Below are 12904 nucleotides of genomic sequence, written 5' to 3' on the forward strand. Positions count from 1 at the left end.
GCCGCTCAACTAGAGCGGCTTTTTTGTGCTTGAAGAATTTGGTGAGCTTCTCTAAAATAGTTAGCCTTGCTAACTAAATGAGCAAAGCATAATGGCATTAGAAAAAAGCCTGATTGAGTTAGAACGATTTTGTGCCAAAGCGTGGCGTGTTTATGCCAAGGAAGATCCGCTTTCACATTTGAGCTTTAATGAGTTCGATTACTTACGAGTGATTCAGCTTCATCCAGAAGGTGTGCGTATTACTGATTTGGCTGAAGAGCTGCAAGTCACCAAACCTTCAGCTTCAAATATGGTGGTTCGTTTGGAGAAAAAGGGGTTGGTTAGACGCATTGCTTGTAACGAAGATGCGCGTTCAAAACGCGTTTTGCTAACGGAAGAAGTGATAGCAGAGATGTCCCTTGAACAGGTGGTTTACAAGGATATTTCTGAACAACTCGTGCGTAAACTTGATAAGCAAGAAGCACAGCAACTGAAAGCGCTACTGGATAAAGCGCTCGGAAAGTAAACCTATTTTTTATTCTTTTATCAATTTAGTTAGCCTTGCTAACTATTGGTGGTAGTTATGCAAAACTCTATATACAAACAGTTTTGGAAATACACAATTCCGACCGTCGCAGCCATGCTGGTCAACGGCTTATACCAAGTCGTAGATGGTATCTTTATTGGTCGTTATGTGGGGGCTGATGGATTAGCCGGGATCAACGTCGCGTGGCCGATCATTGGCTCGATACTTGGTATCGGTATGATGGTGGGCGTAGGTACGGGGGCACTCGCCTCTATCAAACAAGGTGAAAAAGACAGTGAAGGTGCTAAACGCATTCTCTCAACTGGTCTTTTGCTTTTAGTAGCCTTGATGCCACTTGTAGCAACAACCTTATTCTTCTTCGCTGATGACTTTATTCGTTGGCAAGGGGCAGAAGGGCGAGTATACGAACTTGGTTTGCAGTACCTGCACATCTTAAGCGTGGCTTGTGTGTTCTCGCTTGGTTCAATTGCAGTGCCGTTTTTGCTGCGTAACGACGATAGCCCGAACTTAGCCACCATCTTGATGGTGATTGGTGCCGTGATCAATATCGTGCTTGATTACCTGTTTATTGCTTGGCTTGGTTGGGAGCTTGAAGGTGCAGCGATTGCGACTGCGTTAGCACAGATGGTGGTCACCATTCTTGGTGTGGGATACTTCTTTACTTCAAGAGCGAAGATGCGCCTGTCGATTGGCGACTTGAAGATGCAATTTGACGTGATCCCTAAAATCGTCATGATCGGCACATCGAGCTTCTTTATGTACGCATACGGCTCGATGATGGTCGCTCTGCATAATGCGCTGTTTGCCCAGTACGGTAGTGCGTTGTTGATTGGTGCTTACGCCATCTTGGGTTATATCGTGACGGTCTACTACTTGATCGCGGAAGGCATCGCTAATGGTATGCAGCCTTTAGTGAGCTATAACCATGGTGCACGCAACCAAGACAATATTCGTAAGCTGTTGAAGGTCGCAATGGGCACGTCAGTGCTTGGTGGTGTCGCGTTTGTTATTCTGATGAACATCTTCCCGTACGAGTTTGTGTCGGTGTTCAACAATGCAGATCAAAACCTGATTGATGCGACGGTGGTCGGTATTCGTCTTCATATGTTTGCATTGTTCTTGGATGGTTTCTTAGTGGTTGCTGCGGCGTACTACCAATCGGTGAACAAAGGCAGCAAAGCGATGTTTGTGACCATTGGTAATATGGCAATTCAATTGCCGTTCTTGTTCATCATGCCGAAACTTCTAGGCGTAACGGGTATTTGGATTGCATTCCCACTGTCTAACATCGCCTTGAGTTTAGTGGTGATGACAATGTTGTGGCGTGATATTAAGAAGCTAATGAACGAGAGTTCAGCAGAGCCAAGTATTCAAGCGTCTTAACGACGAAAAGATGTAAAAAAAGCGAGGTTAGTACCTCGCTTTTTTATTACTTTGAAACCGTAAGCAGGGATTAGATGTTCTTCACTTCTAGACCTGCAAGTTGGTGCCAGTAACCGTTACATTGGCGGTCTTGGATCTTGCCTGGGTTGGTGCCTTTCTCGTTTGAACGGAATTGGTCTAGCTCAGAGAAGGTACTAAGGCCTAGCGGGCTTAAACGAACCACATCAACCAGACCTTCCATACTTGGTAGATCGTTGATCAGGTTGTAGCAGTAACCAGACTGAGTTTGGATGCCGTTTAAGTTAAACACTTCTTGGCCTTCTTGGCTGCTTACTTGAATACCCGTTGGGTACTTAATACAGCAAGTTTCGCAGTCGTCTTTGGCTTTGTTTTCTGCACGAGCGGTAAAGCAGCGCGCCGAGTAAGCCAGCGGCAGATAACCGTGGCTGAAAACTTCCACTTCAAACTTATTGCGAATACCGAGTTCATCACATTGAACCAAGGTATTGCTGAGCCATTCACGAGACAGCTCTACAGGCATACACCAGCGGACCATGCCTTGTTTTAGGAACAAGTTAAGGGTGTGCGCGTTGTAAGTATTAACTGCAGGACCAACGACGAATGGCACTTTATGCTCAGAAGCCAGTTGAACCGCGGACACGTCGTTAGCTTCAATCGCGAAGTCACCGTTGTCGATGTACTTCTTCATGATGTTCACTTCACTTGGCGCTTCTAATAGTGCCATCGTTGATAGCACGACTTGTTTGCCAGATGCAGACAGTTCTTTCGCAATATCAAACCAATGTGCAGGTTTCATTTCGCGACGTTTCGAACATACGGTTTCACCTAGGTAGATGATGTCCGCAGAGCTTGATTTTGCTTGTTCGTAAAACGCTTCAACGTCTTGCTTTGGCCAGAAGTACAACAGTGGACCAAGTGCGTATTTTATTGAGTTATCCATCTTAACCTCTACTGCCATTTACGGTGGTAAGCACCAAGTGTGGTTTGCGTACCTTCAGACACGTTTGCCAATGCTGCATTCCAAGCCGCTTCAACTTGGTAAGCTTCTGGATTTGCTTGGTAACGATCAATCGCTGCACGCCACGTACGCGTTACTTGTTCTACGTAAGCAGGGCTACGTTGGCGACCTTCAATTTTTACGGAAGCCACATTTGCAGCAAACAGCTCAGGCAACATAGAAAGGGTGTTCAAACTGGTTGGTTCTTCCAGTGCATGGTAGCGTTTTTTCTCGCCTTCAATTTCAGCTTCGAAACGACCTTTACACAAAGTTGGGTAGCCAGCGTTTTCACCAGCGCTGTAGCGATCGATCAGAATATCGTTAAGGCGAGATTCCAGACCATTTTCTGTTTCTTGCCAGCGAACGTATTTCGCCGGAGAGCACGCACCAACAGTGTTTGGTGACTCGCCAGTCATGTAAGAAGACAGGTAGCAACGACCTTCTGACATGATGCACAGGCTACCAAAAGCAAAGACTTCCAGCTCGACATCGCTAGTGATGTTGCGAGAAAGCTGTTTTACCTGATGGATAGACAATACGCGAGGCAGTACAACGCGTTTTACGTTGAAGTTTTGCTTGTAGAAATCTACCGCTGCAACATTGGTCGCTGATGCTTGCACAGAAAGGTGTAGTTCGAGTTCTGGGTATTTGCGAGCAGCGTACTCAAGTACCGCAATGTCAGCCACGATAAGTGCGTCTACACCCAAGGCTGCGGCATTGTCGACCGCATTTGTCCAACGCTCGAAACCATTTGGGTGGGCAAACGTGTTTAATGCAACGTGGATCTTTTTGTTGCGGTCATGAACGTATTGCACCGCTTTTTCAAGCTTCTTGCCGTTGAAGTTCAGACCAGCAAAGTGACGAGCGTTGGTATCGTCTTTAAAGCCGATGTATACGGCGTCTGCACCGCAATCAATCGCGGTTTTTAGCGCAGGCAAGTTACCCGCAGGACACAAGAGTTCCATATGCTCACAATCATAGAGAATAAAAAGGTGCCCGCATTTTATGAAGAATTATGAATAGCGAAATTGACCTAAGTTAGGTTTAGCTCAATAAAGTTGAGATTTACCCCTTGAGAGTAAGGGGTAACACTCAGATTTTGTTGCAGTTGAGATCAGTTCTTATGACGGCGGTTTTGCGCAAACAACTCTTCAACTTCGTGTTTAGGTTGAGGACGGTAAAAATGGAAGCCCTGAATCGAGTTACATTGCAGGTTCGATAGCAGTGTCGCTTGCTGGTGGGTTTCTACACCTTCGGCGACTACGGTCAAATCCAATGATTTACCAAGGTTGATGATGTTCTCAATCACTGTTACCTGTTTCGGAAGCGTATCGATGTCGTTGATAAACGCACGGTCGATTTTTAGCTCATCGATAGGGAAGCGTGCTAAATAGGAAAGGGAAGAGTAACCCGTACCGAAGTCATCGATAGACAGGGCAAAACCAAGCTTCTTGATCGCATTAAGCATTTGCAGCGTGTGTTCGCTGTCGCTCATTACCGCACTTTCTGTTAGCTCGAAGGTAATGCAGCTTGGGTCAAGTTCGGTGGTGCGCAGTAGCTTCTCCATGTAGTCGATCAGCTGTGGGTTACCAAACTGCTCTGGAGAGAGGTTGATCGCGACGCGTCCCGGTAGAATGCCTTGCAGTTTCCAGCGTTTTACTGTGTTAAACACATCACGCATGACCACACGACCAAGGTGTTCAATCAAGCCTGCACGCTCAGCGACAGGGATAAATGCGCCCGGGCTGATGTAACCTTCGACCGGATGCTTCCAACGTACTAGCGCTTCGGCTCCGTTAATGCTGAAGTCACGGGCGTTAACTTTTGGTTGGTACCAGACTTCCAACCCGTTTTGCTGCAACGCTTTTTGTAGCTCGATCTCCAACCACAAACGCATACGCGCTTCTTTGTTCATCTGATCGTTAAATTTAATCAGGCGGTTCCGACCACGGTCTTTTGCTTCGTACATCGCGGTATCAGCGTTTTGCAGCAGAATGCGCGCGTCTTGCCCGTCTTCTGGGTAACGCACACTACCAATAGAACATGCTAGGCGCTTACTGAAATGATGCAGATCGAAAGGTTGGTTGATCAGAGAAATAATCCGTTCAGATAAAATCTCTGCCATGCGAGTGTTTTCTGGCTCAGGAAGGATGATGCCAAATTCGTCGCCGCCTAAATGGCCGATAATCGCTTGATTTGGCAAGGAGCGCTTTAGACGTGCGGAAACTTCTTGAATCACTTTGTCACCGATGTGATGGCCAAGTGAGTCATTGATATTCTTAAAGTTATCGATGTCGAGGTAGAAAACCAGCAACGGTGTCTGGCTCTTAATTAGTTGCTCTAATCGTTTCGTAAAGCCAAAACGATTGTACAGCTTGGTCAGTGAATCAATGTGCGCATCTTCATTGGAATTAGAAGAGAGCAGCTTGGGCGCATCGTCGGCATCTTGGATCAAAATGATTTGAGATTCACTGCCGAGAATTGCTGTGGTGTCGGCATGCAATTGAACTTTACGTTCGAAGCCACAACGAGCGCTGGTCAGACACACAAAAGGTTTTTCAGAGAGTAATGTGCTGATGCGATGAGTGAAGACTTTTTTGCTGTTTTCATCGATAAACAGACGAGTCAGCTCTTCTCCAAGTAGCTCATGAGGCGAGTTTAACCCGAGTAAACGTGCGGAGGCTGGATTGGCAGAAATGATGATGTCATCTTCCACCAACAGCAAACCGTCGGGCAAAAGCTGAGTTAGCTTAGCGAACTTGCTTTCGGACTCTTCTAACGAGCGAACCAGAATTTGTTTTTCAGACGTGTCGATGGCATGAAAAACCACAAAGCGAATTTCGTTTTCTTCATTAACGGGAGAAAGGCTGAAGTGAAGACTGGTTTCAAGATCGGTTTCGTCAAGCGTAATTTCCGCTTCAACATGATCACCTTTGAACGCGCGTTGGTAGTAGGGAGCGAGCTTCTTATAGAACTGCTCTCCCAGTACTTGGCTGTCGTTCAGACCAACGATCTCGTCGTGTCCTAAGCCTGCAATGTCACAATAGCGATCACTCACCATTCGATAATTGTGTTTCTTATCAAGAATGGCAAAAAAGAATGGGCTATTTGAGGTAAGCGTTGCAAACCAATGTTGTAATTGCTGGGAAGGCATTAAGGTGTTACCGATCTCCAATGAGCCTGATTATTCGTCCGTGTAATAAAAACGCTATTTTGATAACTATAACTTTGAACATACCGTTATTAAAGCGTTTATCCACGACTTAGCGTCAATAATACACGTAAGGTCAAAAAAACGACGTTTGAGTGAGTAAACCGCCTACTTCTAAAACAAACAGATTTATTGATACATAACAGGTACAGGTATTACTCTATTGCGTAAGATAGACAACCTTATGACAAAGTAACGGATAATTAGCGTGTTAAACAAGATTCGCAGTCAACTAGTAAAGAACGCAGCATCAATTTTGCGATCTCCAGTCCAGTTATTGCCACAAACTGTTCAGAAAAAAGCCTTGCTAGAAGGTTTAAAAATGGTGTTCAAAGAAGCCCTAGAAGATGGTGATTTTGAGTTCCTTGAAGACAAGTGGCTGAAAGTTGCGATTAAAGACTTGAACTTAGCATGGTACATCAGCTACCAAGATGAAAAATTAGTGGTAGCAGAGAAACCGGTTCAGGAAGATGTGAGTTTTAGTGGTAACCTTAACGACCTAGTACTTATTGCTGGTCGTAAAGAAGACCCTGATACACTGTTCTTCCAACGTCGCCTTTCTATCGAGGGCGATACTGAGCTTGGCTTAGAAGTGAAAAACCTGATGGACAGTGTCGACTTAGAGCAGTTACCAAAAGCGATGCAAGTAGCACTGAACCAACTGGCTGACTTTGTTCAGAAAGGGGTTCAAGCGCCTGCACAAGAAACCGGAGTAGCGAATGCTTATTCGAACTGAAGCCCCTGCGGACATTCTCACCATTGACCGCTTATTAAAACACGCTTTCCCAACAGATGCGGAAGCCAACCTAGTGATGCGTTTGCGTGAAAACGGCAAGCTCACTTTGTCTTTGGTAGCCTGTACTGATGAAGGTGAAGTGGTTGGTCATGCGCTGTTTAGCCCTGTGACGTTGAATGGTGAAGATTTATCTTGGCAAGGTCTTGCGCCTTTGGCTGTGCATGAAGACTACCGCCGCCAAGGTATTGCTGCTGAGCTCATCAAAGAAGGTTTTGATTCGCTTCGTGACTTTGGTTACCCAGTGTGTGTGGTATTAGGTGAGCCAGATTACTACGCGCGCCAAGGCTTTACCGCTGCTGAAGATATGGGCTTCGACTGTGCATGGGAAGTGCCGCAAGGTGCGTTCCGCGTAGCAGAATTGGTCGAAGGTCAGTGTGACGGACGCTCTGGTCGCATCGATTATTCTCCAGAATTCTCTGCGCTATAATCGCCAATATTGAATGACAAAGCCCGCTGTAAAAGCGGGCTTTGTTTTTGAGCTCTTAGTGAGTCGTACAGAGCAAAAGTGGTTTAATCCTGTTCTTGGACGCGTTTTTTACCCCAAACTTCGATTTTTGCCTTTTTACTCATACCAGCTGCATTCAATGTCATGTTGCCCCAGCTTTTGTATTCCATCTCTAGACGTTTGAACTTCGCATCTTCAGAACCTGGTAGTGTCCAAGCGCGTGTCGACATACCATTCGTTAGTGTTCCAACCATGGTTTTGAGCTTTTTCTCGCTACCATCGGTCATAGTCACTTTCATGTTCTTAATGCTCATGGTGCCTTGAGTACATTTGATTTTGATTTTGCTGAACTTACGGTTTTTGAACAGACCGTTTGGTTCTACCGTGTCGGTCTCGGTTTGGAAGTTTACGGTTTTCTCGGCGATCAGCTCCCAGCCATCGTTGCTATCCTTAGCGAAAGCGGTAAAGCTGGTGGTGGCGATAAGTAACGTAATAGCGAGTGATTGGAAAAGCTTCATAACACCTCTGACTTTAAATGCGAAATTTTGATAGGATTGCCTCGTTCAAATAGGTGACAAAAGATGTCAATTAACGAGAAACAATATTTACATGAAATGGGGATCAGCACTTGGGAGCTGAGTCACCCAGAAAGGCTGGAAGGCTATCAATCGCCATTATTGGATTTGCAAAGTTCTTGTAAACTCCTATTGGTATCGCCAATGTGTCCAGAAAACGAGACAGCTTTGATGTTTGAGCGCGTATTAAAAAGCATTAAGCTCACGCTAGACGACGCACTGCACCTAGAGCCTGAGCGTTTATCCATGTTGGGTGAACATCAACTAGAGTGGGTGTGGTTCGCAGGTTGTGAGGCGGACGCCAGCATCAACGCCAAGCAACTGACTTCACCGCTATTACAAGATATTGATGGCAATAACGAACAACGCCGCGCATTGTGGCAACAAATCTGTTCGTACTCTTAACGGAGCGACCGCGTGACAATTGAAATTACGCCGATGCGTGCTGAGCACCTCGACCAAGTTTGGCAAATCGAACAACAAGCGCATTCTCATCCTTGGGCAGAATCTTTAGTTCGTGACTTATCCAGTCGCGGCGCTTGTCATCATGTGATGCTTGAAGACGCTCAAGTAGTGGGTTACTTCTACGGACAGAATATTGTCGGAGAAGTGACGCTATTGAATATTGCCATATCGCCTTCTCAACAGGGCAAAGGGTTAGGGCAAAAATTACTGGATGCATTCATTGAGCATTGTGAACAGGCCAAAGCCGAGAGTGCTTGGTTGGAAGTGCGTGAAAGTAATCACCCCGCTATCCATATTTATGAACAAGCGGGTTTCAATGAAGTGGATCGTCGTTACAATTATTACCCAGCGAAAACCGGTAATGGTAAGGAAGACGCCATTATTATGAGCTATCTGTTCTTTAACGAATAAAGCGCTTTGTAACCAACAAAGTGCATCGCCCTCAGGGCGCTAAGCAAAATCAACAAGCCTCGGACTTTCCGGGGCTTTTACTTTCTCCCATCTGAAAACATGGCTTTCTCTCTTCCGAATTCATTCTTTTGACATATTTGTTGAGCTTATTTTTGTTCGCTTTATTACCATACAAGTTATAAGTTTATAAATTATATGAAACAAGATCTGAACAGGAGGAAGGATTTACGATGCCGCATCCGCAAAAATTCGACACTCCTGTCGCTCAATTGTTCGATGAGCAAAGCAGGGGAACCGTTCTTAAAGTTTTAATGTTGGTCACCTTGGCAACGTTTGTGCCGCTTGGTATCAAGAATCTAATCATCGGGGAGACTTTCCTTGGTGTTGTTCTGCTTACCTTCCAACTCAGCTTCATTATTGAACTGGCGGCGCTCTTTATTCTGGGAGAAAGCAAGATAGGCTATCGCATTCCATTGTTTTTGCTCTGGTTGTCGGTGGTTCTGAGTGTGCACATCTTTGGCATCATTGCGACGTATTGGGTGTTCCCTGTGATTGTGGCGCTGGTATTTATTATTCCGACTAAAGATGCCTTGGTCACTAATGGTTGGATCATTGTTGGTTGTACGATTTCTGCTTGGCACCAACTTGAATGGAACGTGACTTTGCGTTTTGTTCTTGCTGTGATTTGCTGCGCGATCGTCGCGCATGTCGCCGTACATAAAATCCTAGAGCTGCAAGATAAATTGACGTTCCTGTCCACACGGGACTCCATGACCGGAGCGCTGAATCGTGGGCAACTAGAAGCGTTTTTACATCGAGCATTGGATGACAAACGACTAGGGAAAGCGTCGACGATCGCCGTGATCGACATCGATCACTTTAAGCAGGTCAATGATTTGTACGGGCATGATGTTGGCGACGAGGTGATCAACCAAACCGTAACCATTCTTAATGACTATTCGCGCGAGTACGATTTAGTGTTTCGCTTAGGCGGGGATGAATTTCTACTCCTGTTTGAAGGGCTTTCTGAACAAACGGCGCACTTTATGATGAGCAGCATCAGCGACAAGGTTCGTTCGAAGCACTTTGCGCGTCATGCACATGTCTCGCTAAGCGTAGGTGTGGCGGAGTGTTTATTGGAAGGCGATACGCCCGATCTGTGGTTGAAACGTGCGGATATTGCTTTGTACGATGCAAAGCAAAACGGGCGCGACCAAGTTGTGGTGGCGTCAACGACGACTGTTGAGCCGGAAGTGTTGGATTGGCAAGATGAAGTTCAGCAAGGTCACTTCCTTTAAACATGCTAGGAAAGTTGCCCCTAAAGCAATAATAAGCGAGAATACCGCGCAATATTGAATCGAATAAAGCTTGTTTGAATTTTGAGCAAGCCATCAGACATCAAAGAAGACCAGTTTCATGTCAAATACACCTTTTCTAGGCGAAGTTTCTAAGCGCAGAACGTTCGCTATTATTTCTCACCCGGATGCGGGTAAAACCACCATTACTGAAAAAGTACTGTTATTCGGAAACGCGATCCAAAAAGCAGGTACGGTTAAAGGTCGTGGTAACGCACAGCACGCAAAATCAGACTGGATGGAAATGGAAAAGGAACGTGGTATCTCGGTTACTACTTCTGTAATGCAGTTCCCTTACAACAATTGTCTGGTAAACCTACTTGATACTCCTGGACACGAAGACTTCTCGGAAGATACTTACCGTACTCTAACGGCAGTTGACTCTTGTCTGATGGTTATCGATGCGGCGAAAGGTGTCGAGGATCGTACTCGTAAGCTGATGGAAGTAACGCGTCTGCGTGACACGCCAATCGTAACCTTCATGAACAAACTTGACCGTGACGTTCGTGATCCAATGGAAGTATTGGACGAAGTAGAAAACGAACTTGGCATGATGTGTGCGCCAATTACGTGGCCAATCGGCTGTGGTAAAGAGTTTAAAGGCGTTTACCATATTCACCGTGACGAAACGATTCTGTACGAATCTGGCCACGGTCACGAGATCCAAGAAGTTCGCATCATCAAAGGTCTAGACAACCCAGAGCTTGATGAGAAAGTAGGTGAGAGCCTAGCAGCCAGCGTTCGTGAAGAGCTTGAACTTGTGATGGGTGCTTGCCCTGAATTTGATCATGACGCTTTCCTTACTGGTGAACTAACGCCAGTTTACTTCGGTACTGCATTGGGTAACTTTGGTGTTGACCACATGCTAGACGGTCTGACTGAGTGGGCGCCAGCGCCGAAAACTCGTCAAGCGGTTGAGCGTGATGTTGAAGCGACAGAAGACAAATTCTCTGGCTTCGTATTTAAGATCCAAGCAAACATGGATCCAAAACACCGTGACCGTATCGCATTCATGCGTATCGTATCGGGTACTTACACACAAGGCATGAAGATGAACCACGTTCGTCTTGGCAAGCAAGTAAGTATCTCAGATGCGGTTACCTTTATGGCGGGTGACCGTTCTCGTGCAGAACACGCTTACGCGGGTGACATCATTGGTCTACACAACCACGGTACTATCCAAATTGGTGATACGTTCACTCAAGGTGAAGCGCTGAAGTTCTCGGGTATTCCAAACTTTGCGCCAGAACTGTTCCGTCGTATCCGCCTAAAAGATCCCTTGAAACAGAAGCAGCTACTGAAAGGTCTGGTTCAGCTTTCTGAAGAAGGTGCGGTACAGGTATTCCGTCCACTGCAAAACAACGACCTGATCGTTGGTGCGGTTGGTGTGCTTCAGTTTGACGTGGTTGTGGCTCGCTTGAAGTCAGAATACAACGTTGAAGCGATTTACGAAGGCGTTAACGTAGCAACTGCGCGTTGGGTTGAGTGTGGCGATGCGAAGAAACTGGATGAGTTCCAACGTAAGAACCAAACTAACCTAGCACTGGATGGTGGTGATAACCTAACGTACATCGCGCCAACTATGGTTAACCTAAACCTAGCGCAAGAGCGTTTCCCAGATATCGATTTCCGTGCGACTCGTGAGCACTAATTGAATCTAACTCGCTTTACATCGCGTACTAGATCACAAGCCGCCGTTAGCTATACACTTAGCTAACGGCGGTTTTTTTTATTGGCGCAATGCGAATTCTATTGGCTAAAAAGGGTGTGTGATGAACTGGTTTAAGAAAGGACTCAAGCGTTACGACGATTGGTGTAAAGAGATGGGGCTGACGCCTGATCAAAAGCGCAGTTGTGTGCCGTATAAACAAGACCCTGTTCATGAAGACGAGCCTGCTAAAAAAGCAGAGCAAGAGAAACCAAACAATGAAGCTGTTTGATACCCACTGCCATTTCGACTTTGATGTGTTTCAAGAGGATTTTGCTCTCCAAGTTGACCTCGCTCGTGAGCAAGGAGTCGAGCGTATCTTGATTCCTTCTGTCGGGCCGAGTAATTGGGCTCGTATTCAAGCGCTGGCCAATCAATACTCTCACCTTTATTACGCGCTAGGCTTTCACCCCTATTTTCTACAACCGGAGCTTGAGCAGTTTGCCCTAGAACTGGAATCGTTACTTTCCTCGTCCAACCGACAATGCGTTGCGATAGGGGAGTGCGGTTTGGACTTCGCAATAGATGTGCCTGTCGAGCTTCAAGAGCAGGCACTTGAATTGCAATTCGAACTGGCAAGACGGTTCGATCTGCCCGTTATTTTACACAGCCGAAAAGCACATAATCGTCTCATCCAACTGGTCAAAGCTGCCAAGCTTCCTAAAGGTGGCGTATTGCACGCGTTCTCTGGCAGTTATCAGCAAGCAATGGAATGGATTCGATTAGGTTTTCTTATCGGAGTCGGGGGCACAATTACTTACCCACGAGCTAATAAAACTCGCGACGCGATTCAAAGAATATCACTTGAGAATATCGTTTTAGAAACGGACGCTCCGGATATGCCTATAATTGGCTATCAGGGCGAGCCTAATCACCCTTCAAAACTGATTCATGTATTGAATGAGCTGGCTGTGTTGCGCACAGAAAGTAAGCAATCGATTGCCTCTCAGCTATGGGAAAATAGCAATTCGGCCTTCTTTATATGTGAATAAAATCTAAAGATGGTGTTTA

Annotated in this window: 14 protein-coding genes; 10 read left to right on the forward strand and 4 right to left on the reverse strand. The window is 46.0% G+C overall.

Going from position 1 to position 12904, the window contains the following annotated elements:
• The first annotated feature begins 91 nt into the window (after positions 1–91).
• A complete protein-coding gene (locus A9237_RS11675) occupies positions 92–505 on the forward strand; it encodes a MarR family winged helix-turn-helix transcriptional regulator (protein ID WP_078608218.1) in 414 nt (137 codons plus the stop codon).
• 57 nt (positions 506–562) lie between these two features.
• Positions 563–1909 (forward strand): sodium-coupled multidrug efflux MATE transporter VmrA, encoded by a 1347-nt coding sequence (gene vmrA / locus A9237_RS11680; protein ID WP_078608219.1) that lies wholly within the window; start codon positions 563–565, stop codon positions 1907–1909.
• 70 nt (positions 1910–1979) lie between these two features.
• Here vmrA and A9237_RS11685 read toward each other — a convergent pair whose 3' ends face one another.
• The 3 genes from A9237_RS11685 to A9237_RS11695 form a co-directional block, all read right to left on the reverse strand.
• A complete protein-coding gene (locus tag A9237_RS11685) occupies positions 1980–2858 on the reverse strand; it encodes a U32 family peptidase (protein ID WP_078608718.1) in 879 nt (292 codons plus the stop codon).
• Between the two features lie 20 nt (positions 2859–2878).
• On the reverse strand, positions 2879–3892 hold the full coding sequence (gene ubiU, locus A9237_RS11690; RefSeq protein WP_005439474.1) for a ubiquinone anaerobic biosynthesis protein UbiU: 1014 nt from the start codon (positions 3890–3892) through the stop codon (positions 2879–2881).
• Positions 3893–4041: 149 nt separating this feature from the next.
• Positions 4042–6081 (reverse strand): sensor domain-containing protein, encoded by a 2040-nt coding sequence (locus A9237_RS11695; protein WP_078608220.1) that lies wholly within the window; start codon positions 6079–6081, stop codon positions 4042–4044.
• Positions 6082–6346: 265 nt separating this feature from the next.
• Here A9237_RS11695 and ubiT point away from each other — a divergent pair, with 265 nt between their 5' ends.
• Positions 6347–6874: a ubiquinone anaerobic biosynthesis accessory factor UbiT gene (ubiT, locus tag A9237_RS11700; protein ID WP_005431915.1), complete on the forward strand. Its 528-nt coding sequence runs from the start codon at positions 6347–6349 to the stop codon at positions 6872–6874.
• Positions 6858–7361 (forward strand): GNAT family N-acetyltransferase, encoded by a 504-nt coding sequence (locus A9237_RS11705; RefSeq protein ID WP_078608221.1) that lies wholly within the window; start codon positions 6858–6860, stop codon positions 7359–7361. Before ubiT ends, A9237_RS11705 begins: the two co-directional genes overlap by 17 nt.
• A gap of 83 nt (positions 7362–7444) precedes the next feature.
• Here the strand turns inward: A9237_RS11705 and A9237_RS11710 are convergent, their stop codons facing one another.
• A complete protein-coding gene (locus A9237_RS11710) occupies positions 7445–7897 on the reverse strand; it encodes a hypothetical protein (RefSeq protein ID WP_005439486.1) in 453 nt (150 codons plus the stop codon).
• Between the two features lie 63 nt (positions 7898–7960).
• On the opposite strand from A9237_RS11710, the gene A9237_RS11715 reads away from it, so the two are divergent.
• The 6 genes from A9237_RS11715 to A9237_RS11735 all read left to right on the forward strand — a co-directional run bounded on the left by A9237_RS11715 (position 7961) and on the right by A9237_RS11735 (position 12885).
• Positions 7961–8359, forward strand: coding sequence for a DNA polymerase III subunit psi (locus tag A9237_RS11715; RefSeq protein WP_005431900.1), 399 nt, complete (start codon positions 7961–7963; stop codon positions 8357–8359).
• A 12-nt stretch (positions 8360–8371) separates the two neighbouring features.
• Positions 8372–8830: a ribosomal protein S18-alanine N-acetyltransferase gene (gene rimI, locus A9237_RS11720; protein WP_020193893.1), complete on the forward strand. Its 459-nt coding sequence runs from the start codon at positions 8372–8374 to the stop codon at positions 8828–8830.
• A 230-nt stretch (positions 8831–9060) separates the two neighbouring features.
• The gene (locus A9237_RS11725) at positions 9061–10128 is read left to right on the forward strand and encodes a GGDEF domain-containing protein (protein WP_078608222.1); all 1068 of its coding nucleotides are present in this window, start codon (positions 9061–9063) and stop codon (positions 10126–10128) included.
• A 118-nt stretch (positions 10129–10246) separates the two neighbouring features.
• Positions 10247–11836: a peptide chain release factor 3 gene (gene prfC / locus A9237_RS11730; protein WP_005439503.1), complete on the forward strand. Its 1590-nt coding sequence runs from the start codon at positions 10247–10249 to the stop codon at positions 11834–11836.
• A 121-nt stretch (positions 11837–11957) separates the two neighbouring features.
• On the forward strand, positions 11958–12125 hold the full coding sequence (locus tag A9237_RS27340) for a DUF5363 family protein (protein WP_020193895.1): 168 nt from the start codon (positions 11958–11960) through the stop codon (positions 12123–12125).
• Positions 12112–12885 carry a TatD family hydrolase gene (locus tag A9237_RS11735; protein ID WP_078608223.1) on the forward strand — a complete coding sequence of 258 codons (774 nt, stop codon included), beginning with the start codon at positions 12112–12114 and terminating at the stop codon, positions 12883–12885. Before A9237_RS27340 ends, A9237_RS11735 begins: the two co-directional genes overlap by 14 nt.
• Positions 12886–12904: the final 19 nt, after the last annotated feature.

Origin of the sequence: Vibrio owensii (assembly GCF_002021755.1) — a bacterium.
GTDB classification, from domain to species: Bacteria; Pseudomonadota; Gammaproteobacteria; order Enterobacterales; family Vibrionaceae; genus Vibrio; species Vibrio owensii.